At 70.5% G+C, this 24703-nt stretch carries 9 protein-coding genes; 5 read left to right on the plus strand and 4 right to left on the minus strand.

The genetic code is table 11. The features are described from left to right. On the minus strand, positions 1-792 hold a 792-nt coding region (locus ACWELJ_RS24380; protein WP_452368446.1), incomplete at its 3' end, for an AraC family transcriptional regulator ligand-binding domain-containing protein. A 221-nt stretch (positions 793-1013) separates the two neighbouring features. On the opposite strand from ACWELJ_RS24380, the gene ACWELJ_RS24385 reads away from it, so the two are divergent. Then, positions 1014-1622, plus strand: coding sequence for a TetR/AcrR family transcriptional regulator (locus ACWELJ_RS24385; RefSeq protein ID WP_452368447.1), 609 nt, complete (start codon positions 1014-1016; stop codon positions 1620-1622). An 11-nt stretch (positions 1623-1633) separates the two neighbouring features. Here the strand turns inward: ACWELJ_RS24385 and ACWELJ_RS24390 are convergent, their stop codons facing one another. Then, on the minus strand, positions 1634-2419 hold the full coding sequence (locus ACWELJ_RS24390) for an alpha/beta fold hydrolase (protein ID WP_452368448.1): 786 nt from the start codon (positions 2417-2419) through the stop codon (positions 1634-1636). Positions 2420-2889: 470 nt separating this feature from the next. Here ACWELJ_RS24390 and ACWELJ_RS24395 point away from each other — a divergent pair, with 470 nt between their 5' ends. Then, positions 2890-3288, plus strand: coding sequence for a hypothetical protein (locus tag ACWELJ_RS24395; RefSeq protein ID WP_452368449.1), 399 nt, complete (start codon positions 2890-2892; stop codon positions 3286-3288). 9 nt (positions 3289-3297) lie between these two features. Here the strand turns inward: ACWELJ_RS24395 and ACWELJ_RS24400 are convergent, their stop codons facing one another. Continuing rightward, positions 3298-21375, minus strand: a complete 18078-nt coding sequence (locus tag ACWELJ_RS24400) for an amino acid adenylation domain-containing protein (protein ID WP_452368450.1) — start codon at positions 21373-21375, stop codon at positions 3298-3300. 715 nt (positions 21376-22090) lie between these two features. On the opposite strand from ACWELJ_RS24400, the gene ACWELJ_RS24405 reads away from it, so the two are divergent. Then, positions 22091-22717 carry a TetR/AcrR family transcriptional regulator gene (locus ACWELJ_RS24405; RefSeq protein ID WP_452368451.1) on the plus strand — a complete coding sequence of 209 codons (627 nt, stop codon included), beginning with the start codon at positions 22091-22093 and terminating at the stop codon, positions 22715-22717. 7 nt (positions 22718-22724) lie between these two features. Continuing rightward, positions 22725-23879, plus strand: a complete 1155-nt coding sequence (locus ACWELJ_RS24410) for a hemerythrin domain-containing protein (RefSeq protein ID WP_452368452.1) — start codon at positions 22725-22727, stop codon at positions 23877-23879. A 32-nt stretch (positions 23880-23911) separates the two neighbouring features. On the opposite strand, the gene ACWELJ_RS24415 is transcribed toward ACWELJ_RS24410, so the two are convergent. Beyond that, the gene (locus ACWELJ_RS24415) at positions 23912-24238 is read right to left on the minus strand and encodes a winged helix-turn-helix transcriptional regulator (protein WP_452368453.1); all 327 of its coding nucleotides are present in this window, start codon (positions 24236-24238) and stop codon (positions 23912-23914) included. A gap of 110 nt (positions 24239-24348) precedes the next feature. On the opposite strand from ACWELJ_RS24415, the gene ACWELJ_RS24420 reads away from it, so the two are divergent. After that, positions 24349-24703: alpha/beta hydrolase (locus ACWELJ_RS24420; RefSeq protein ID WP_452368454.1), on the plus strand; the 355-nt coding region annotated here is incomplete at its 3' end.

Consider the following 24703-nt stretch of genomic DNA (forward strand, 5'->3'; position numbering starts at 1 on the left):
GGTGCGCGGGCTGGTGGCGAGCCGGCGCGCCACCCGCTCCAAGGACGCGTCTCCTTCGTCGAGGGCGGCGGCCGCGGCCACGGCGACTCGTTCGGGCCACGCGGAGATCAGGGGCGGCGGCGGGGGGAGCGCGTCGGCCAAGGGTTGCAGCACGGCGGCGAGCACCGGGTCGGCGGTGCGGAGCGGCATGGCCAGGTCGGAGGGGCGGAAGGTCATCGCGTCGGTGTCGGCGCCGAATTCGATGGTGGCGTCACCGAATACGTCCCGGTAGGCGTCGAGCCGCCGAGGCGCGTTGCGGCGCACGGTGACTCGCAGGGGATCCAGCGGGGCGTCGACGACGCGGCGGGCCCGGGTCAGCACGGCGGCCAAGCCCCAGAGCTGGGTGTGGTCGCGCGTCGCGTCGGCCCCGTCGACCATATCCAGCCGCAGCGTCGGTCCCGCGTCCCAGTCGACCAGGTCGAAGCGGTGATTCGTGGTGACCGCGCTGACGTACGGGCCGCAGGTCGCCAAGCCGGCGCCCAGTGTCGGTGCGCTGGTGAACAAATAGTCGTACAGACCCGTCGCCTTGAGTTCGTATCGGCTCGCGACCCGCAACGCCACATCCGGGTCGTCGAGCAGCTTCGCCCCGGTCTCCCACAGCCGCCAGAAGGTCTCGCTGGCGACGTGCACGCCCCCGCCGGTCAGGGTCCACTCCGGCACGCCGCATTCCTGGATCAGCCGCGCGCGGTCCAGCCCCATGGAGGTCAGCTGGGAGAGCACGAATCGGTGCAACAGAGTCAGATCAGTGCGCAATGCCCCTCCTACGCATCGTCATCCCCCCGGTCGATGGATGGATCGTAGACGTCGCGACGATCCGAAACCCGCACCGGGTGAGGCCCCGATCCGGATAGCGGCGGTCGGCGACCCACACCCCGCTATCGATGGAGACGACGGCTTCGTTAGACGGACGATCGCGCGTGAGATCGGCCGGTGGCCGCGCCGACGCGTGGTGGACGGTTGCTAGATTCGAGGGCGTGACCTCGTCGACCGCGCAGCCGTACCATCACGGCGACCTGCCCGCGGCGTTGTTGCGCGCGGCGGTGGAGTTGCTCGAGGAGAACGGCGCCGCCGAGCTGTCCCTGCGGGCCGTGGCGCGCCGTGCCGGGGTGTCGACCGCCGCGCCCTACCGCCATTTCGCGGACCGCGATGCTCTGCTGTCCGCTGTCGCCGCCGTCGGATACCGCGATCTGGCAAGCCGTTTGGCCGCCGCGCATTCCGCGCCGGTCACTCCCGAGGATCTGGCGCTGATCGCGATCGCCTATGTGCGGTTCGCCTTGGATCGACCCGGGTTGTTCCGGGTGATGTTCGCCGAACCGTGTGATCCGGCCGGTCCGGAGCGGGTGGCGGCCACCGAGGCGATCCACGAGTACGTCAAGAACACTGTGCGGCAGGCGTTTCCGGCGTCCGATCCGGACGCGATGGCCACCGCGGTCTGGGCGCTGGTCCACGGTCTGGCGTTCCTGCACCTGGACGGCAAATTCGAGGCGGTCTCCGCCGAAGAGGTCGCCGAACGCGTTCGCGCGGCGGTCTTCGCGGTGCTCGGCGCGACCAATCAGGTCTCGACCGCGCCGCACACCGGCTGAGACGCGATCGGCTACCGGGCGAAGAACTCACGCAGCGCGGCGGCCACCGCTGCGGCGTCGTGCGGGTGGTGGTATTGCCCCGCCACCGTGATAGTGCGCGCATCGGGCAGCGTCGCCTGGAGTAGTTCGACGCTCTTGGTTCCGTAGGGGTCGGTGAGCTCGCCCGCGAGCAGCAGGGTAGGGACGGGAATGGCCGACAACGGGGTGAGATCGGGGTTCATGGCGGTCAGGCATTCGAGGTCGGCGACCAGTCCGGGGGCGCGGAAGGCCAGGGTCTCGGCGAGCTGGTGCAGGACCGTGCGGGGTGGCGTGGGTTCGGTGATGGCGGTGAAGAATTCGATGATCGCGTCCTCGGGGTGACCGTCGGCCATATGGTGGCGGATCGTGTCGAGTGTTCCCTGCAGCGGAGGACCGGCGAGGGCGACCGGGGGCTCGTAGAGCGCGAGGCGGCGGACCATCGACGGGTCGCGGTGGAGGGCGTGCAGGGCGACCAGGCCGCCCGCGGAATGGCCGAAGACGACAGCGGGGTCACGCAGGGTGGCGAGCACGGCGGCCAGGTCCTCGGCCTGCGCGGTGAATTCGGCGGGGCGGGGGCCGTTTCCGCTCGGTCCGTATTCTCGCCGTTCGACCACGAGGACCCGGTAGTCCGGGGCCAGTAATTCTGCCAGCTGGAAATAGAGGTCGAGGGTGACCAGCGCGCCGGGGACGATAACCAGGGGCGGGCCGTCGCCTCGGGAGTGGAACACGATGCGAGTGCCGTCCGCCGATTCGACGGCGTCACTTCTGTACTGCGACATATTTCCATCCTGGCAGATAGCGAGATCACATCGCCTGGTGGACAGTCGAATTCACCGCTCAGGGCACCGGATCGGGCGCGTGGCAAATGGTGGGCACGGACCGTGGGAGGTGGGCCGGAGGTGCGCGGCCCGCCGGTGGCGGGCATGGAATACGGGGTGTGACGGCAGATTTGCCGGTTGTGTATTGATATTGGAGTTTCGTCCTTATATTCGCATGTGCTCCGCTTAAGATCTCTAGGGCATCAGGCAATTGCTCGATGTAGAGCAGTTTTTCGCTCAGGAGGTGCGGAATGCTGGAAGCCGATTGGTGGATCCGGTCGAGACCACTGTTGATTGCGGGGGCTTTGCCATTTGCCGTTCTGCTCGGCACCGGGGTCGCTTCGGCGGCGCCGGAGGAGAATTCGCCGCCGCCTGCCGCGCTTCCGGCACCACCGGATTGGCTATCGAATGGGCAACTACCCGCCATCGACGTGGCGGAACCGCTGCCGGGGGTGGATCCGGAGTTCGTGGGGTCGCTGTGCGCGTCCATTCCGGTCGATGCGCAGCGGTGCGGTGTCACCGTGGTCGACGCGGGCGTCGGCGCCGCCATCGGGGCGGGGATCGGGGTGGGCGTGTCCGCGCCGCTGGCGATCGCCACCGGACTGGTCGGGGCCGGTGTCGGACTCGTCGCCGGCATCCCGTTCCTGCCGACCGGTTTGGTGGTCGGACCGCTGGCCGGGGCGGCCGTGGGTGTGGCCGTCGTCGCCGGGCCGGCGGCCGTGCTGGGCGGTGCGCTGGGGGCATCGGTCGGGGCGATCGTGGGCCTCACGACGCCGCTGCCGGTGGACGCGCCGGTCGATGGGACCGGCGTGTCCACCGCTCTGGAGTAGAGGACACCCTCAGCGCTCCAATCGGGCGTTGAGGATCTGGGCGATCTGGGCGACCGCGCCCGGATCGGTCATCGCGAGGTGGGCCGCATCGATGTCGAAGGCCGAGATCCGGCCGCTGACAACGTCGGCCCACCCTTCGTGTCCGGCGGCGTCGGCGCGCCGGTCGCGGGTCGCGGTGAAGTAGAGCAGGTCGCCGTCGAGGACCGGGGGCCGCCAGGCGGCGGCGGCCCGGATCGCCAGGTTGTAGGCGTCGGTGAGGCGCTCGATCCGGGCGGCGTCGATGCTCATCCCGCTGCCGAGGTGCTGTTCGATCAGGTCGGCGGCCTCCTGGGCGGTGGCGTCGGGGCTGACGTAGTCGACGCCCATGACCGGACCCAGATTGCTGATCAATTCGCCCGCGGTGACGGTGCGCAGCGTGGATTCGTCGACGCCGCTCGCCTCGGCGTCCAGCAGCGCCAGCAGCGCGACTTCCTCACCGGCGGCCCGCATTTCGACGGCGATCGCGTGGGCGATCATCCCGCCGAGCGACCAGCCGAGCAGGTGGTACGGGCCGTGCGGCTGCACCGCGCGGATCTCGGCGAAGTAGCGCTGCGCCATCTCCTGGATCGTGGTCGGTCCCGGATCCTCGCCGCTGATCTGCGGGGCCTGGATGCCGTAGATCGGCCGATCGCCGGTGAGGTACCGGTCGAAGGAGTGGTAGCACCACGACAGGCCCAGGGCCGGGTGGATGCAGAACAGCGGTGGCTGGTCGCCGCCGGTCCGGATGGGCAGCAGCACGTCGAAGCCGAGCGCGGTCCCCTCGACGGTGGCGCCCGAGCGCATGCCGGATTCGATCCGCTTGGCCAGGTCGGCCGGGCAGGGGTCGGACAGCATCCACCGGATCGGCACCTCGTAGTCGATCTCCTTGCGCAGGTGGCTCACCACCTGCACCGACTTCAGCGAGTTGCCGCCCAGGGCGTAGAAGTCGTCGTCCGCGCCGACCCGGTCCACGCCGAGCACCGCGCCGAAGGCCCGCGCGACCTCCTCCTCGAGCCACGACGAGGGTTCGCGGAACTCGCCCACCGTGAGCACCGGCTCCGGGAGCAGTTTCCGGTCGAGCTTGCCGGACACGGTGAGCGGCAGGCTGTCCAGGGCCATCACGGTGGTGGGCACCATGTAGTCGGTCAGCGAGCCCGCCGCGTGCGCCAGGATCGCGGCGGTGTCGATGGTCGCGCCCGCCGCGGGCACCACGTATCCGACGAGGTGTTCGGCGGCGCCGGCGTGGTGCACCACGGCGATGGCGCGGGCGACGCTCGGGTGCTCGGCGAGTACCGCCTCGATCTCCCCGAGTTCGATCCGCAGGCCGCGCAGTTTCACCTGGAAGTCGGTGCGGCCCAGGTATTCCAGTTCGCCGTCGCGGTTCCAGCGCACCAGATCGCCGGTGCGGTAGAGGCGTCCGCCGGCGCCGAAGGGGTCGGGCACGAACCGTTCCGCGGTCAGGCCGGGCCGCGACTGGTAGCCGCGGGAGAGCTGGACGCCGGCGAGGTACAGCTCGCCCGCGACGCCGGGCGGCACCGGGTGCAAGCGGCTGTCGAGCACGTAGGCCCGGGTGTTCCAGGCGGGTGCCCCGATCGGCATGTTCCCGCTGTCGGCGTCGGTGACCGGATGCGCGGTGGCGCACACGGTGAATTCGGTGGGCCCGTACAGGTTGTGCAGTTCGACCCCGGGCATGGTGCGCCGCGCCTCGGCGACCACGTCGGGACCGAACGCCTCACCGCCGACCAGCAGCGTCCGCACCGATTCCAGGGAACCGGCGGGGACCGCGTCGGCGAATACGGCCAGCATCGACGGCACCAGCGCGGTGATGGTGACCCGCTGGGCGGCAATGGTTTCCGCGAGGTAGAGCGGGTCGGAGTGCCCGTCGGCGCGCGCGATGACCATGCGCGCGCCCATGGCGAGGGTCGCGAACAGTTCCCACACCGACATGTCGAAGGTGGCGGGGGACTTGTACAGCACCACGTCGTCGGAGGTCCACCCGTAGGCGCCGCCGAGCCACCGCACCTGGTTCACCACCGAACCGTGGGTCACCGCCACGCCTTTCGGCCGACCGGTCGACCCGGAGGTGAACAGCACGTAGGCGAGGTTGTGCGGTCGCAGCGGTGCGATCCGCTCGGCGTCGGTCACCGGACCGTCGTCGAATCCGGACAGATCCAGGCCGTCGAGGGACGACAGTTCCAGCGCGGGCGCGGCGATCGACAGCATGTACTCGATGCGATCGTCGGGCAGGTCCGGATCGACGGGCACGTAGCCCGCGCCGGCGGCGTGCACGGCGTACATGGCGGTCACCTGGTCCAGCGACCGCCGCATGCGCAGCGCCACCAGCGATTCCGGGCCCACACCGCGTCCGATCAGCCAGCGCGCCAACCGGTTGACACGGGCGGCGAATTCCGCGTACGTCAGGGACTCGTCGGCGGTGACGATCGCGGTTCGGTCCGCGTGGGACCGTACCGAGTCGGTGAAGACCGAGGCGAGGGTCTCGCCGGCGGGCAGGTCGAGATCGGTCGAATTCCAGTGCCGCAGAACGGTGTCCCGCTCCTCGTCACCGAGCAGGTCCACGTCGTACACCTGCTGGGTCGCGTCGGTCGCCAGGGCGCCGAGCAGCCGCAGCAGCCGGTCGGCGATGGTGCTCGCCGTGGAGGCGTCGAACAGGTCGCTCGCGTAGGTCACCGCGCCGTTGATGCCGGCGGGTTCGCCGGTGGCGTCGTAGGAATCCTGCACGGACACCAGCAGATCGAACAGCGCGGTGTCGGCGTCGGGCGTGACACCCGAGACCGAGAGACCCGGCAGTTCGAACTCGGCCTTGTCGACGTTCTGGAACGCCAGCATCACCTGGAACAGCGGGTGATGAGCGTGCGACCGCATCGGATTCAGCTCCTGCACCAGTCGCTCGAACGGCACGTCGGCGTGCCCGAAGGCGGCCAGGTCGGTGCCGCGCACATGCTCGAGCAGCTGGGTGAGGGTCATGTCCGGGGTCAGTCGGGTCCGCAGGACCAGGGTATTGACGAACATGCCGACCAGGTCGTCGAGTGCGGGCTCGCCGCGTCCCGCGTACGGCGTGCCGATCGCGATGTCGTCCATATCGGCGAGCCGGGCCAGGGTGGCCGCCAGCGCGGCGTGGACCACCATGAACAGTGTCGTGTTGTGCGCCCGGGCGACCTGCTGCAGTCCGCTGTGCAGGGCGGCGTCGATGCTGATCGGCACGGTCGCGCCCGCGTAGGTCTGCACGGGCGGCCGCGGCCGGTCGGTCGGTAGCTCCAGCAGCGGCGGGAGTTCGGCCAATTCGAGGGTCCAGTAGTCGATCTGGGCGCGGATCAGTGAGTCCGGATCGTCCTCGGTGCCGAGTACCGCGCGCTCCCAGATCGCGTAGTCCGCGTACTGCACCGGCAGCTCGGGTAGATCCGGTGTCTGGCCGGACAGGTGGGCGGCGTAGGCGGTCATGGTGTCCCGGGCGAGCGGGCCCAGCGAGGATCCGTCGCAGGAGATGTGGTGCGCGACCACGGCCAGCACCCATTCCTGGTGCCCGAGGTCGAACAGCCGGACCCGCAGGGGCGCGTCGACGGTGACGTCGAAGGTCGTCGAGACGAAGGCCGACAGTGCCTCGGCCAGTTCCGATTCCGTGACCGGGGTCGCGGTGACCGGCGTCAGCGCCCGCGCCGTGGGCAGCACGACCTGCGCCGGTTCGCCGTCGGCGTAGGGGTAGACGGTGCGCAGGACCTCGTGCCGGTCCACCACTTCGGTGAGGGCCGCGCGCAACGCGTCGAGGTTCAGTTCCCCGGTGAGCCGCAGCACGATCGGAATGCTGTAGGCGGCCGAGTCGGGCTCGAGCCGGTTCAGGAACCACATGCGCTGCTGGGCGTAGGACAGCGGTATCCGCTGCGGCCGCGGCTGTGCGGTCAACCCGATCCGGCCGGTATGGGCCCGCGATTCGGCGCGCGCGGCCAGCCGCGCCACGGTCGGCGCTTCGAAGATGGTCGACACCGGGACGGTCTCGTCGAGCGCGGCGCCGATGCGGGCGGCGACGCGGGTCGCCACCAGGCTGTTGCCGCCCAGTTCGAAGAAGTCGTCGTCGGCGCCGATCGGGCTGTCGATGCCGAGGACGTCGGCGAAGATGCCCGCGACGATCTCCTCGGTGGGCGAGGACGGGGCCCGGAAACGCTTGGCCTGCACCACGGGAGCGGGCAGCGCCGAGCGGTCCAGCTTGCCGTTGGGCGAGAGGGGGATGGTGTCGAGCAGCATCACCGCGGCGGGCACCAGGTAGGACGGCAGCGCCTCGGCCAGCGCGGCCCGCAGTTCGTCGCTCGACACGTTCGCGCCGGCCTCCGGGACCACGTACGTCACCAGCTGCGTGGGGCCGGTGTCGGTGCGCCACGGCGTGGTGATCGCGTAGGCGACGTCCGCGCGGGCGTCGAGCACCGCGTCGATCTCGCCCATCTCGACCCGGTAGCCGCGGATCTTCACCTGGAAATCGTTGCGTCCCAGGAACTCCAGGTCGCCCTCGCTGTTCCATCGCACCACGTCGCCGGTGCGGTACATGCGGCTGCCGGGTTCCCCGAACGGGTGCGCCACGAAGCGGGCCCCGCTGGCGGCGGGCTTGTCCAGGTACGCGCGGGCCAGGGACGGGCCCGCCAGATACAGCTCACCGGCCACCCCGACCGGCACCGGCCGCAGCCGGGAATCCAGGACCAGCGCCCGCACGGACTGCAGGGGAACGCCGATCGTCGGTCGGTCGCCGGGCCACAGCGGGCCGGTCGCGGTGGTCACGATCGTGGCCTCGGTCGGCCCGTACAGCTCCCGGAACATCCGGGCGCCCGCGAGATCGGTTCCGGCCCACCGGTTCACCAGCTCCGCGGACACCTCGTCACCGCCGGACATGACCACCCGCAGGTCGTCGAGCCCGGCCGGATCCACCGACGCCAGCGCGGCGGGGGTCATGAAGGCGTGGGTGACGCGCTGCTCGCGCAGGAAATCCGCCATCTCGGCGCCACCGTAGATCCCGGTCGGCGCGATGATCAGCGCCCCGGCGCCGCTGACCGCCATGAGCGTCTCCAGCAGGGCGGCGTCGAACGACGGCGAGGCGAATCGCAGTACCCGCGAGGTGGGCCCGAGGTCGAAGCCGGCGCGGAAGGAGGCGAGGAAGTCGGCGATGCCGGTGTGGGTGACGGCCACGCCCTTCGGCTTTCCGGTCGATCCGGAGGTGAAGACCACGTACGCCACGTTCTCGGCGCGCATCGGGTGGAGCCGGTCGGCATCGCCGACCGGCCCGCTCGCCAGCCCGTCGAGGCGCTCGGCGACGGCGGCGTCGTCGAGCACGATCCAGTCCACCGACTCGGGCAGCCGGCCGGAGACGGCCGACACCGTGACACCCAGCGCCGCACCCGAATCCGACACCATCTGCGCGATCCGGCTCTCCGGGTATCCGGCGTCCACCGGTACGAAGGCCGCGCCCGACTTCACCACGGCCCACCACGCGACCACGGTCTCCAGCGAGCGGGAGGCCGCCACCAGCACCGGGGTCTCCGGACCGGCGCCGCGGCCGATCAGCAACCGCGCCAACCGGTTCGAGCGTTCATCGAGCTGCGCGTAGGTCAGCGCGGTGTCCCCGGCCACGACGGCGATGCCGTGCGGGTTGTCCCGGATGGCGGTGTCGAACACCTCCGGCAGCAGTCCGGACGGTTCCGGCCCGGTGCCGGTGCGGGCCCCGACCCGGGAGGTGAGCGCGGCGCGCTCGTCGGCGTCGAGCCAGTCGATATCGCCGACCACCACGGCCGGATCGGCGGCGACGGCCGCGAGCACCCGCACCAGTCGCCGCACGATCGCCGCCGCGGTCGCTTCGTCGAACAGGTCCCGCGCGAAGGTCAGCATGCCCGAGATGCCTTGTGCGACACCGGCCTCGGGGGCCGCTTCGGACAGCACGAGTTGCAGGTCGAACTGGGTCGCTCCGGTATCGACCTCGGCGCGGGCGATGCGGACGCCGGGCAGCGCGACCTCGACCGTCGCCAGATTCTCGAACGCCAGGGCCACCTGGAACAGCGGATGCCGGGCCGCGGATCGCTCCGGGTTCAGTTCCTCCACGACCCGCTCGAACGGCACGTCGGCGTGCTCGAAGGCCAGCAGATCGGTGTCGCGGGCGCGCATCAGCAGTTCGGCGAACCGCTCACCGGTGTCCACGCGGGTGCGCAGGGCCAGCGTGTTCACGAACATGCCGACCAGCGGTTCCAGCCCGGGTTCACCACGACCGGCGACCGGAGTGCCGATCACGACGTCATCGGTGCCGCCCAGCCGGCCGAGAACCGTCGCCAACGCGGCGTGCATGACCATGAACAGTGACGCGCCGCGCGACCGCGCCAGGGTGACCAGTCGCCGGTGCAGGTCCGCGTCGATCCGGACCGGCACCCGGCCGCCCGCCAAGGACGCGACGGCGGGGCGCGGCCGGTCGGCGGGGAGGTCCAACCGGTCCGGTGCGCCGTCGAGCGCGGTCCGCCAGAACTCCAGCTGGGCGGACATCAGTGAGGCCGGATCATCGGCGGCGCCGAGCATCTCGCGCTGCCACCACGCGAAATCGGCGTACTGCACGGTGAGCGGCTTCCACTCGGGCGGGTGCCCGGCCGTTCGCGCGGCGTAGGCCGTCATCACGTCGTGGGCCAACGGTCCCATCGACTGGCCGTCACCGGCGATGTGATGCACCACCAGCACCAGGAGGAATTCGCCAGTGCCATCGTCGTGTTCGGCGAGCTCGAACAGGCCCACCCGCAGCGGAACGTGCGCGGTGACATCGAATCCGCGGCGCACGAACTCGCCGACCACCTCGGCGGCGACCTCTTCCGGTACCCGCTTCGGCTCGACCGCGGTCGCGGGCTCGTCGAGCACGACCTGCCGGGGCTCACCGGCGAATTCGGGGTAGATGGTTCGCAACACCTCGTGGCGGGCGACCACATCGGCGAGCGCGGCCGCCAGGGCATCGGTGTCCAGCGATCCCGACAATCGCAGCATGACCGGGATGTTGTAGGCCGGGGACTCGGGCTCGAAGCGGTTGAGGAACCACATCCGCTGCTGGGCCAGCGACAGCGGCACCGGGTCGGGATGGGTTCCGGGCAGCAGCGGCAGCCGGTCCGAATCGCTGAAAGTCCAGGTGCGGGCGGCCAATTCGGCGACGGTCGGCGCTTCGAAGATCGACCGCACCGGCACCTGCACCTGCAGGGCCGCACCCAGCCGGCCCGCGACCAGGGAGGCGCTGAGCGAATCGCCGCCCAGTTCGAAGAAGTCGTCGTCGGCGCCGACCCCGGCCACATCGAGGACCCGCTCGTAGATGCGTGCCACCAGTTCCTCCGCACCCGGTGTCGGGGCCCGGAAGGCGCGGGTGACGGCGACGGGTTCGGGTAGTCGTTCGCGATCGAGTTTGCCGTTGGCGGTCAGCGGCACCTCGTCGAGCACGATGACCGCGGACGGCACCATGATCCGGGGCAGCGTCTCGGCCAGCGCCGCCCGCAGTTCCGCGCCCGAGAGCTGGGCCCCGGCCGCGGGCACGACATAGGACACCAGCCGGACCGGCCGGCCCGGGTCGTGGCGGGGCACGGTGACGGCGTACGCGACCTCGGTCCGCGCGCCCAGCGCGGCGTCGATCTCGCCGAGTTCGATGCGGGTGCCGTGCACCTTCACCTGGAAGTCGTTGCGGCCCAGGAATTCGAACTCGCCGTCGGCGGTGCGGCGCACCACGTCGCCGGTGCGGTACATGGGGCGACCGGGCTCACCGAACGGGCAGGCCACGAACCGGGCCGAGGTCAACGCGGTCCGCGCGACGTAGCCGTCGGCCAGGCCCGGGCCGAACAGGTACAGCTCACCCGCGACACCGTGCGGCACCGGCCGCAACCAGGTGTCGAGCACCACGGCCGCGACGGGACCCGCCGGTCGGCCGATCGTGATGGGGGCGCCCGGCGTCAGCGCGTCGGTGGCCGTCGCCCAGATGGTGGTCTCGCTGGGCCCGTACAGATTCACCATGGTGCGCCCCGGGGCCCACCGCTCGACCAGTTCGGGACCCAGCGGTTCACCCGCGGTCGCCAGCAGCCGCAGCCCGTCCAGACCGGCGGTGGGGACCGTCGCCAGCGCCGAGGGCGTCACCACAGCGTGCGAAACCCGTTCGCGCGCGATCAGATCCGCCAGATCGGGCCCGGCGTAGATCTCGGCGGGGGAGACCACCAGCCGGCCGCCCGAACCGTGCGCCATCAGCAGCTCGAACACCGAGGCGTCGAAGCTGGGTGAGGCGACCTGCAACACCACCGACAGCGGGTCCACCCCGAACCGCCGCCGCTGCGCCGCGACGATGTCGGCCAGGCCGCGATGGCTCACCAGCACGCCCTTGGGTGTTCCGGTCGAGCCGGAGGTGTAACTGACGTACGCGACCTGATCGCGCCGGATCGGCGCGCCGCGTTCGGCATCGGTGATCGGCGCACCGGACACCGAGTCCAGCGCGTGCAACGCCTGCGCCCCGTCGAGGAGCAGCCAGTCGACGCCGTCCGGCGGACGCTTGCGGACGGAGCCGTCGGTCAGCCCGAGCACGGTGCCCGAGTCCGAGAGCAGGAATTCGATCCGCTCGGCGGGCAGGGTCGGATCGATCGGCAGGATCGCCGCACCCGTCTTCGCCACCGCCCACACCGTGACCGTGGCCGCCAGCGAGCGGGGCAGCACCGAGGCGACCACCTGGCCGCGCCGGGCCCCGCGCCGCAACAGGATGCGGGCCAGTCGGGTGGAGCGGTCGTCGAGCTCCCGGTAGGTGAGCGAGTCCGTGCCGCAGCCGACCGCGATCGTCTCCGGTGCGGCGGTCGCCGAAGCCGCGAGGATGCGGTCCAGTGTCACCGGAATCGCCACCGCGGCAGCCGGTTCCGGCCACGCGGGCAGCGGTTCCCGGTCCAGTGGCAGCTCGCCGAGCCGGGTCCCGGCGTGTTCGCCGATCCGGGCCAGCAGGTCGACGAAGCGGTCGAGGATGCGCCGCGCCGAGTCGTCGTCGAAGACCCGTTCGTGGAATCGCAGGATGAACCGCAGGCCGTTCGCCGCACCGCGCTCGGACTGCGTCGGCTCCACGACCATGCTCAACGGGTACGGCGCGGCGTCCACGCCACTGAGATCGGTCACCCGCAGGCCCGCCGAATCGACGAGGCGTTGCAGGGCCGCGCGGTCGGCGGGGAACGACTGATAGGTGATGGCGGTGTCGAACAGCTCCGACAAGCCCGCGCTGCGGTGGATCTCGGGCAGGCCGATGTGGTGGTGCTCGAGCATGCGGGCCTGCCGCGCCTGCATCGCGCTCAGCAGGTCGTGCACCGTCATGGCGGGATCGAGCGGGACGCGCACCGGGATCGTGTTCAGGAACATGCCGAGCGCCTGGTCGACCATCGGCAGTTCCGGGGGCCGGCCCGCGACCGAGGCGCCGAAGATGACGTCGGTCTCACCGGTGAGCACCCGCAGGTTCAGCGCCCACGCCGCGTTGACCGCCGTGTTGAGGGTGACGGCCGCGTCCGCGGCGACCCGGCGCAGCGCGCCGAAGCGATCCTCGGTCAGCTCGGCCTCGACCTCGCCGGACGAGGTCGGGCCCGCGTCGGCGTCGCGGGACACCCGGGTGGGGGCGTCGACGTCCGAGAACTCCTGCGCCCAAGCCGCTTTGGACGCCTCGCTGTCCTGCCGCGGCAGCCAGGCCAGATAGTCGCGGTAGGAGGGGGCCGGACCGGCGGCGGCGATGTGGTCGGGCGATCCGTAGTAGTCGAGCAGTTCGGCCATGAGCAGCGGCATCGACCAGCCGTCCAGGATCACATGGTGATTGGTGACCAGCAGCCGATAGGACTCCGCGCCGAGCCGGATCAGGGTCAGGCGCAGCAGCGGCGGAGCGGCCAGATCGAAGCTCCCGGCGGCGTCCGCGGCGGCGATGGCCGCCGGATCGGCCGGGCCGTCCTCGTCGCCGCCCGCGGCGAGATCGATGAGACGGAACGGGATCTCGGCGTGGTCCACCACGATCTGGCACGGCCCGGCCGCGGTCTCGGCGAAGGCGGCGCGCAGGATGTCGTGCCGGTCCACCAGGGCCTGCGCGGCCCGCCGCAGCCGGTCGGCGTCGACGACGCCGGCGAATCCGATCATGGTCTGGACGGTGTAGCCGTCGTCCGCGTCCGGGTCGAACATCGAGTGGAAGTGCATGCCGGACTGCATGGGCGACAACGGCCACACGTCCGACAGGCGGGGGTACCGGCGCTCGAGCTGAGCGATGTCCTGGCGGGTGAGCTTCACCAGTTGCGTCCCCGCGGCGCGATAGGCGTGATGCGCGGTCGCGGGCCGCGGGGGCTCCTCGACGGTCGTCGGCGCGGTCCCGCCGTCGGCCAGCGCGGCCAAAGCGGCGACCGTCTTGGCCTCGAACACCTCTCGCGGGGTGAGCGTCACCCCCGCCGACCGCGCCAGCGCCACCAGGCGCATGGACACGATGCTGTCGCCGCCGAGGGCGAAGAAGTTGCTGTCGGCGGACACCGACTCCAGCCGCAGCACCTCGGCGAACAGCCGCGCCATCAGCTGCTCCGCGGGTGTCGACGGCGCTCGGCCGCCGGTCGCGCCGACCTCGAAGGCGCGCTGCTGCAAGGCTCTCCGGTCGACCTTGCCCGTCGGCGTGCGCGGCATCTCCTCGAGCCGCACGATCGCGGCGGGATTCATATAGCGCGGCATGCTGTCCGCGAGCTCGCCCTCGATGGCCGTCACGTCCACCGACGCGCCGGGCGCGGCGACGACATAGGACACCAGCAGCGGTTCACCGGTGGGCCCGTCGACGGTCACGGTGGCCACGCTGGACACCGCCGGGTGGCGCGCGATGTGGGCGTCGATCTCGCCGGGCTCGATGCGCAGGCCGTGAATCTTGACCTGCTGATCGCCGCGGCCCAGATACTCGAGCGCCAGGCGGCCGTGCTCGCGCACCCAGCGCACGGAATCGCCGGTGCGGTAGAGCCGTTCACCGCGGGTGGAGCGCGGATCGGCGACGAACCGCGCCGCGGACACGCCCGGCCGGTCCAGATAGCCGCGGGCCAGACCGGGGCCGCCGATGTAGAGCTCACCCGTCACGCCGACCGGCACCGGGCGCAGCCACGGGTCGAGCACCAGTGCCGACGCGCCGATGATCGGGCCGCCGATCGTCACCCGGTCACCGGCGGCGAGGACCTCGGATCCGGTTGCCCAGACGGTGCATTCGGTCGGACCGTAGTGGTTCATGAGCCGTCGGCCGGGGGCCCACCGGTTCACGGTGTCGGGCCCGACCGCTTCGCCGACCACGGCCAGGGTGCTCAGCGCCGGCAGCCGCGCCGGATCCATGGTGTTGAGCACCGACGGGGTGATGATCGCGTGCGAAACCTGCTGCGACCGCAGCAACTCCTCCAGGTCGATGCCCGCGTACACCTCCGGCGGCGCGATCACCAGGCACGCGCCGCTGCTGTGCGCCAACAGCATTTCCGAGACGCAGGCGTCGAATCCGGGCGAGGCGACCTGCAACACCCGCGAATCGGGGGTGGGCCGGAACGCGTCGGCCTGCGCCGCGACCAGATCGGCCAGACCCCGGTGGCTGAGGTGGACCGCCTTCGGCGTCCCGGTCGAGCCGGACGTGTAGATCACGTACGCCGCGTGGTCGGCCGACAGGTCCACCTCGGGCGGGTGGGGGAGTCCCGCATCGGCGTCCGATGTCGAAGCGTCCAGCGTCAGCCAGTCGACGTCCGCCGGAATCTGGTGTGCGACAGCACTTGTCGTGACACCCAGCCGGGTGTGCGAGCTGGACAGCAACTCGCCGATCCGCGCGGCGGGATTGCCGGGATCCACGGGCAGGAAGGCCGCGCCGGTCTTGGCGACCGCCCAGATCGCGATGACGAGTTCGGCCGAGCGGGGCAGAACCAGGGCCACGGTCGATTCGGGACGCGCGCCGCGGGCGATCAGCCGGGCGGCGAACGCGTCGGCGCGCTGTTCGAGCTCCCGATAGGTCCACGTGGCGTCGCCGGAGCGGATGGCCGCGGCCTCGGGATATCTGCCGGCGGTCGCGGACAGGATGTCGCGGAGCACGCGCTCCGGGGCGGGCTCGCCGCCGTTGACCGAAAGCAGCTTGGCGCGTTCGGAATCCCAGCACGACGAGATCGACGCGACCGTGGCGGCCGGATCGTCGACGAGCTGCATGAGCAGCAGTTCGAAGCGCCCGAGCAGCTGGTGGGCGTCATTGTCGTCGAACCGGTCGGTGGCGAATTTCAGTGTGACCGAATAGGTTCCGCTGTCGGCGTCACCGTCGCGGCTCGGGCGTGGCGGAGTGACCTGCAGGCTCAGCGGGAACGGCGTGGCGTCGTGCGCGTCGATCTCGACCAGCCGCAACCCGGCCGCCGAGAGATCGCGGGCCAGCAGTTCCCGATCGAACGGGTAGGACTCGAGCACCGTCGCGGTGTCGAACATGTCGCTGATCCCGGACGCCCGCTGCAACTCCGCCAAGCCGATGTGCTGGTAGTCCAGCATCGCGGCCTGCTCGGACTGCACCCGCACCAGCAGATCGCCGACCGTCTCGCCCGGCTCGAGCCGGATCCGCACGGGCAGCGTGTTCACCATCAGCCCGACCATCCGCTCGACATCCGGAATCCGCGGCGGACGGTTCGACACCGTATTGCCGAACACCACATCCGGCCGCCCGGCCAGCACCGACACCAGCAGCGCCCACGCCACGTGCAGGGCGGTGTTGGGGGTGACGCCGTGCGAACGGCCCAGGTCGAGAATCGCGGCCGAGGTCGCGGCGTCGAGGTGCAGGCCCACCTCGCCCGCGTGCGCGGTGACCGCCCGCTCCGGGCCGTTCGTGACCCGCGTCGGACGGTCGATCCCGGCGAGCATGTCCCGCCACGCCACCGCGGTGGCGTCGCTGTCCTGGTCCAGGAGCCAGCGCAGGTATTCGCGGAACGACCGCGCGGGCGCGAGGCCGGCGGTGTCGCCGTCGGAGATGTACAGCGCCAGCAGCTCGTGGATGAGCAGCGGCATCGACCAGCCGTCCAGTACGAGATGGTGATTGGTCACCAGCAGCCGGAACTCCTCGACGCCGGTCCTCACCAGGTGGAAACGCACCAGCGGCGGACGCGCCGGATCGAAGGGCGCCGCGGCCGCCCGCGCGAGGTCGCGCAGCGCCTCGTCCTGCCGGTCGACCAGGCTCACATCCGAGGCGGCCCACTCGACGGCGGTGTCGCGCAAGACGATCTGCCGCGGCCCGGCGTCGGTCTCGACGAACGCGGTCCGCAGGCTGTCGTGCCGATCCAGCAGTACCTGCGCGGCGCGGCGCATCCGTTCGCCGTCCACCTGCCCGGCGAAGGTCAGCGCGGCCTGCACGATGTAGCCGTCCTCGCCGCCGCGGTCGTAGACGGTGTGGAACAGCAGCCCGGACTGCAGCGCGGTCAGCGGCCACACATCGGTCATCGACGGGTACTCGCGCAGCCACCGGTCGATCTGGTCCTGGGCGACGGCGGCGAGCGGGAAGTCGGAGGGCGTGTAGCTGTACGCCGTCCCGGACCGGACGTGATCGGCCAGCGCCCGCAAGGCGCGGCTCCACAGCCCGGCGAGCTCCTCGACGTCCTCGGCCGCCAGCGCCTGCGAGGCGAATTCCCAGGTCACAGCGAGCTCGAGCCCGTCGGCGCCCGCCTCCGCGATGGCATTGACATCCAGCAGGGCGGCCAGCGCCATGGCCGGATCGCTGGTCCCGGTGAGCGCGGTGAATTCGGTGGTCGGGGCCCACGGCCCGGACCGTTCACCCGAGCCCACCCGCCCCAGGTAGTTGAAGCTGATCTGCGGTTTGGGCAGGTGCGCGAGCGCGGCGCGGCCCACCGGATCCAGATGCCGCAACACCAGGAACCCGATGCCGTTGCCCGGCACCGCGCGCAGCTGCTCCTTGACCAGCTTGATCGCCTGGCCCGCGCTCGGGCCGCCGGCCAGGGCGTCGTCGAGATCGAGGTCGTCCCACTCGATGCGGACCGGGAAGCGGCTGGTGAACCAGCCGACGGTGGCGCTCAGATCCGCGCCCGGCACGGCCCGCTCCTCGCGGCCGTGTCCCTCCAGCAGGATCGACTCCCCGGTCGAGGTCACGCCGCGCCGCCGCCGCCACTCCGCGACGGCCAAGACCAGGGCCGCGACCAGCGGATCGTTGGCGCCGCAATGGAATCGGTCCGGGATGGTGGTGAGGACCGCCTCGGTCACCGCCGCCGGAATCCGTTCGCGGATCCGGCCCGCGGTGGCGCCGGTGTCGAGGTCCGGGTCCAGGCGACGCGAGCCCAGGAGTCGATCCTCGTGCGCGAGAAGGTCTTTCCACCGGTCGAGTTCGGTCGCCCGCCGGTCCCGCGCCAGCTCCGCCAAACCGTGCAGCCACCGCCGCACCGAGGTAGTGGCCGGGCCGAACTGCGGCTCGCCGCCTCCCGCGCCCTGTGCCCAGGCCTGCGCGAGATCGGTGAGCACGATGCGCCACGACACCGCGTCCACGGCGAGATGGTGGATGACCAGCCACAACAGGTCGGGTCCCGAGTCGCGGTCATCCCGCAGCCAGACGGCCTGGACGAGCTCACCGTGGCCCGGGTCCAGCCGGTCCGCGGCGTCCTGGAGATGACGGTCGATCTCGTCGGCGTCGCGCCGGTCGAGGCGCACCTCGTGCAGCGTGGAATCCGCGTCGACCGTGCCCCGCTCGAGGACCTCGACGTATCCGTCCGCACCGACACCGCGCAAGACCGCGCGCAGCATGTCGTGGCGGTCGATCAGGGAACCGAGCGCGCGCACCAGACCCGCTCGATCGACTCCGTCCGGCAGTTCCACGAGCGCGGCCTGCGCGAACCGGTCGTAATGGCCGCGATCGAGCATGGCGTGCATGATCGGCGACAGCGGCATCCGCCCGACGCCGCCACCCGGCAGCTCGGGCAGGCCCGGCGCGTCGCCGGCCTCGGTGGCCGCCGCCGCCAGTCCCGCGACCGTCTTGTGCACGAACACGTCCTGGGTGGAGAAGCTCAGACCCTCGGCCTTGGCGAGCGCGACCAGGCGAATCGACAGGATGCTGTCGCCGCCCAGCATGAAGAAGCTGTCGTCGGCCCCGACCTGAGGCACGCCGAGCACTTCCGCGAACAACGCCGCGAGCGTCTGCTCCCGCTCGGTCGCCGGAGCCCGTCCGGCCGCCGCGGTCCCGAACTCGGGCTTCGGCAGTGCGCGGCGATCCAGCTTGCCGAAGGCGTTCATCGGCAGGTTGTCCAGGGGCAGCACGACCGCCGGAACCAGGTGCGGCGGCAGCGATTCGCGCGCGAAGCGCAGGATCTCGACCGGATCGAGGCTGCGGCCGGCGGTCGGGACCACATACGACGCCAGCACCGTGGTGCCGACATTGTTCTCCGTGGGCACCGTGACGCACAGGTCCACGTCCTCGTGGGTGGTCAGCGCGGCATCGACCTCGCCCGGCTCGATCCGGTAGCCGCGGATCTTGACCTGGAAGTCGCTGCGGCCCATCAGTTCCAGGGCGGTATCGCCGTTCGCTCCGGTCCAGCGCGCGATATCGCCGGTGCGGTACATGCGCGCCCCGGTGCCGCCGTACGGGTCGGCGACGAACCGGGCGGCGGTCTCGACGAACTGGTGACTGTAGCCGCGGGCCAATCCTGGTCCGGCCAGATACAACTCGCCGACCGTGCCCCTCGGCACGGGCTGCAACGCGCGGTCCAGGACCATGGCCTCGACGCCGCGGATCGGGCCGCCGATCGTGTGCACCTGCCCCGGCTCGAGCATGGCCCCCGCGGCGGTCACGGTGGATTCGGTGGGCCCGTACTCGTTGTACATGGCCGCCGACAGCGTCCAGCGTTCGACCAGATGCGGCGGGCAGACATCGCCGCCGACCACGACCACCCGCACATCGGTCGACAGCTCCGGATCCACCGTCGCCAGCATGGTGGGCGTCAGCGTCAGGTGGGTGACGTGCTGCTCGGCCAGCAGCTGTGTGAGCGAGTCGCCGCCCACCACCTCCGGTGGCACGACCACCAGCGTGGACCCGGTCGCGAAGCAGGTCAGGAACTGTTCGAGGGAGGCGTCGAAACTGGGGGAGAGGGCATAGGACACCCGGGAACTCGTGTCGATGCCGAAGGTGGCCGCGCGGTCGGCGACCAGATTCGCGAGACCGGTGTGGGTGACCTGCACGCCCTTCGGCGTTCCGGTGGAACCCGAGGTGTAGGTCATGTAGGCGACATTGGACGGCCGCAGCGGATGGCTGCGGTCGAGGTCGGAGATCGGCCCGTCCGCGGCGTCGGACAGAGCCAGGGTCGAGGGGTCGTCGAGCACTACTTGACGAAGGTCCGCCGGGAGGGTCTCGCGCAGCGCGTTCACCGTGATCGCCACGGTCGCACCGCTGTCGGCGACCATGTGTTCGATCCGCTTGGCGGGGTAGTCGGGGGCCATCTGCACGAAGGCCGCACCGCTCTTGGCGACCGCCCAGGTCGCCACCACCGAATCGGTCGACCGGCGCAGCATGATCGCCACCGCCGTGTCCGGGCCGCAACCCAGCGCGATCAGCTGCCGCGCCAGCCGCGAGGACTGGGAGTCCAGTTCGGCGTAGGTCATGCTCCGGCCGTCGGAGAGGATCGCGCAGCCCGACGCGTTGCGGCGGGCGCTCTCGGCCAGCATGTCGGGCAGCAGGCGGGTTTCGACGGCGCTGGGCCCGCGCACGGGCAGCAGCTCTTCGCGTTCCCGGACATCGAGCAGCGGCAGCCCGCCGACCCGGCCCTCGGATCCACCCGCCAGGAATGCGTGCAGGAACATCCGGAATCGCCGGTGGTGGCCGGCGAGTTCATCGGGGCTGTAGGAATTCGGATTCCCCTGGAAGTCGATATGCGTGCTCTCCTTGCCCGCGCCCGGGTAGATATTGACGAACAGGTCGGAGGTGGGGCCCGAGGTGAGTACGTGCAAACGGCCCGTCGTCTCGCCCAGGACGACTTCGTTCTCCACCATCATGAGATTCACGGCCGGGCCGAAGGACGCGGCCTCGTCGCGCGCGATCCCCATATCGTGGAATATGTCCTCCTGGCGATACCGTTGCCGCCGCAGCGCGCTGGTCAATTCGCTCTTCACCGCCGCGATCAGTTCGCCGACGGTGCGATCGGCGACCCGGATGCGCAAGGGCACCACATTGGCCACCATGCCGCCCGAACGCCGCAATACCGCGGAATGCCTGCCCGATACGGGCAGGCTCAGTAAAACTTCGTCGCTGCCGGTCATTCTCGCCAGATAGGCCGCGAACGCGGCGACGATGATCGGGGTGACGCTCTTGTCGTGATCGAGTGCGACGGTATCGAGCAGATGTGCGGTGTCCTCGGCGAGTTCGGCACTGACGAGCGTCGGGTGAATGGTGGGCTTGTTGATGTGGGCCGCCAGACTGGCGACCGGCGGTGCGCCCGCCAGATGCTCCAGCCAGTGGGCGCGATCGTTCTCCATGCGCGTCGAGTCCCGGTACGCCTGATCTTGCTCGGCGACCAGCCGCAGGTCCTGGGCCACGCAGGCGGCCGGCTCCTCGGACGCGAGCCACGCGTTGTACAGCTCGGTCATGCGGTGCAGCATGGTCACCGCGGCGAATCCGTCGAGCGCGATGTGGTGCGCGCGCTGATACCACAGGTAATGGTCGTCGCCGACCTGGAACACGATGGCGGTCACCAGGGAATCGCGCAAGAGGTCCAGCGGAGCGGAATAGTCCTCGGTCATCCTGCGATGCGCGGTCCCCACCGGATCGGCTTCCTGTCGCAAGTCCTCGACCCACACCGAGGCCCCGTTGTCGGGGTCGATGTGTTGGAATGGCTCGCCGTCGATCTCGACCAGGCGAGTATGCCCCGATCCGAACTCCCGACCGGCCGTTCGGCAGGCCTCGGCCAGCAGTTCGGCGTCCAATTCGCCGACGATCTCGACGTATTGGGCGACGGATATGGGTGTGGAGACCGCGAGATGCTGGGCGAACCAGATTCCCCGCTGCGCGGATGTCAGCGGAAAGACCTCGTGGGATGAATGAAATGTGCCATTCGGCAACGAATTTGGCTGGTCAGGATTGCTTTCGATGCCAGAGTGCAATTGGCGCATTTCGACCTCCGCAAACAACGTTCATGTCAGGAACTCAAAACGCCCGAGGGCCGGCTGTGGATACGCTCACGCGCGCCCGGTCCGGGGACCATGGAATATGGCGGCAGGGTGTGACTCCGACACCCGCATCGCTGTGTACGTCGGGTCCGCCGCCTAGATCATTACAGCGAGTACCAACCGGTTCGTATCCGCCGACGTCGGCGCGTGATTCCCGGCTTTCGTTCGCCACATCGCACCCGCCCCGACCCCCGAATCACCCTCCGACCTCCCGGAAAACCGTCCAGTATGCCTTCGATCGCAGTGTCGACTGAGACCATGTCGAACTTCCCTACTTGAAAAGCGACTGTCCATGATGATTCTGCGCCCCGATGCCGCAACCGGTCGGTTTATTGATCAAAACGTTGGAAAAGGTTGTGCCTCACAGCATGGGATCCGCACGGCCGATGGCTGATTCATGGGGCGTGACCTGCGATATTAACGCAGTTTCGTCGTGAGAATTACAGCGACGTGAGCCGAGACCAGATCGAAAGCTGCGCTCTCGCAAGCCCTGAACCCTCGGTGATGGGACGGTTGGCGAACCTGGCGCAACCTGTCAATCGGCGGTTCCGCGGTAAATCACTGGAACACCCTTGTGTTGAATACGTGGCCGTTCCATACTTTTGGTGTGCCACCCGCCAAGCCCCGTCGCTACGAGTCGCCGCTCCGTCAGGAGACGGCGGCGCGGACTCGGCAGCGGGTCGTCGAGGTCGCCGCGCGACTGTTCGTCGAGCGCGGCTGGGAGGGCGCCTCCATGCGCGATGTCGCCCGCGAGGCGGGGTGTTCGGTGGAGACCGTGTACGCGAGCGTCGGGAACAAGACCGCGCTGTTGAAGACCGTCATCGATATCGCGGTGGTCGGCGACGACGCGCCGGTCGCCCTCGACGATCGCCCGTGGTTCGGCGTGGGGCAGGGCCCGCTCGCCACCCGCGCCGCCGCGCTGGCGGTGGTCTGCGCCGGGATCTACCGGCGCACCGCCGAACTGCGCCGCGTTCTCGAGACCGCGTCCCGGAGCAACGCCGAACTCGCCGAACTGGACGCGGAAAGCCGTGCCCAGGAACGCATCTCGCGCACGGCGCTGGTCGCCGCGGCGGCCGGGCGGCCATTGACCGAGCTGGAAGCCGATGCGGTCCAGTCGGTGTTCAGCAATGAGATCTACCGGCTCCTCACCACGGTCAGCGGGTGGAGTCATGGGCAGTATCAGCAGTGGGCGGCCGCCGCGATCGTGCGGCTGCTCGACCTTCACGAGGAGTAGTAATGCCATGACCGCCGACACCGGCCTGGCCGGACCCGCGGATACCCGAGTCATGCGAATCGTCCATTCGGCCCTGCGCCGCGATTTCGCCCGCGCCCGCCACGCGCTCACCGAATGGCCCTATCCCTTCGACGAACAACGCCGGGCGCTGGCCGCCCACCTGATCTGGATGATGGACTTCCTGCACCATCACCACGAATCCGAGGACGAACACCTCTATCCGCTGGTCCGCGCGCGCAATTCGGGGGCGCGGACCCTGCTCGACACCATGAACGCCGATCATCGGACGATCCAGCCCGCCATGGCCGACCTGAGCGCGGCGGCCCGGGCCTACGGTGACTCGGCCGAGCATCGCCCGCACGTGGTCGACGCCCTCGACGCACTGACCGGCGTCCTGCTCCCGCACCTCGCGCGCGAGGAGTCGGAGATGATGCCGATCGTCTCGCAGACCCTCACCGACGCCGAGTGGCGGCACTGGGACCTCGAATACAACGTGAAACCCTTGGGGCCCATCGATCTATCGGATCAGGGCCTGTTCATCCTGGACGGCCTGCGGGGCCGGGATCGGACCGCGATCACCGAGCTGGTCCCCGCCGTGCCGCGCTGGATCATGCTGCACCTGATGATCCACCGTTACCGTCGCGGCGCGTTCCAGCGCTGGCGCAGCAGCGAGTTCAGCTCCCTCGAGACCACGCTCGGCGGCCGTCAGGAGTTCACGACTTCCGCGTCACCGCAACAGATCTGGGACATCCTCACCGATGTCACCCGGGTCGGCGAGTGGAGCCACGAATGCCGTTCGGCGCGCTGGCTCGACGGCGCGACCGCCGCCGCGCCGGGCGCCCGATTCATCGGGCACAGCAAGTCCGGTGTCATGCGCTGGAGCCGCGCGTGCACGATCACCGTGCTCGACGCCCCGCGCGAACTGGGCTGGGTCACCCATGGCGGCGTCTGCGGTGACAACACCGAATGGCGTTACACCCTCGAACCTTTCGATGGCGGCACGCGCATCGCGCAGACCTATCGGGTGCTGTCCATGCCGATGTGGTTCGACCGCGTCGTGTGGGTCGCGACCCCGGCCCACCACGACCGCCGCTCGGCGCTGCACGGTGATCTGGCCCGGTTGGCCGGGCTCGCGGAACGTTCCGGCCCTCGGGAGGGGTGAGGGCCGGAACGTGCGGTCCGCCGGCCGGTCGGTCACGGGTGGTCGGCGGCCCAGGCGCAGATGGCGGCGAGCGGGGTCTGCAGGGATTTGCCGAGTTCGGTGAGCGCGTACTCGATGTGCTGCGGGGCGCTCTGCTTGTAGACGTGGCGTTCGACGAGGCCGTCGGATTCCATGCCGCGCAAGGTTTCGGTGAGCATCTTCTGGGTGATGCCGGGCAGGCGGCGGCGCAGGGCGGCCGGGCGCTGGGGGCCGTCGAGCAGTGCGTAGATCAGCAGGATGCGCCATTTGGCGGCCAGGCGTTCGAGGGCCTGGCGGGTGGTGCAGGATTCCTCGAGTACATCGGGGATCACCAGGTCCATCGCGCCTCCGTCGGGAAGGGCACCTCGAAGTGCCTTCTGTCGGTGGCGGGGGTCCGCGCCTACCGTCTTGTTTCACCGTAATCCGATGACTTCGAGGACGAGAGCACCAGATGACTGTCAGCACAGTTCCGTTCACCTTCACCCGCTCCGGAGACCGACTGGTCGGCACGCTGTACCTGCCGGCGGGTGAACCCACCGGCGTGGTGGTCACGACCGGCCCGCTGACCTCGGTCAAGGAACAGGCGGCGGGCGTCTACGCCGAGGCGCTGGCCCGCCGCGGGTTCGCGGCCCTGGCCTTCGACCACCGGACCTTCGGCGAGAGCGCCGGGGAGCCGCGGCAATTGGAGGATCCGCTGGGCAAGGCCGCCGACATCAGCGCCGCGGTGTCGGCGCTGGCGGCCGACGCCCGTTTCACCGGCGAGACCGTGTTCGCGCTCGGCGTCTGCGCCGGCGGCGGCTACATGG

Source organism: Nocardia sp. NPDC004582 (assembly GCF_053602115.1).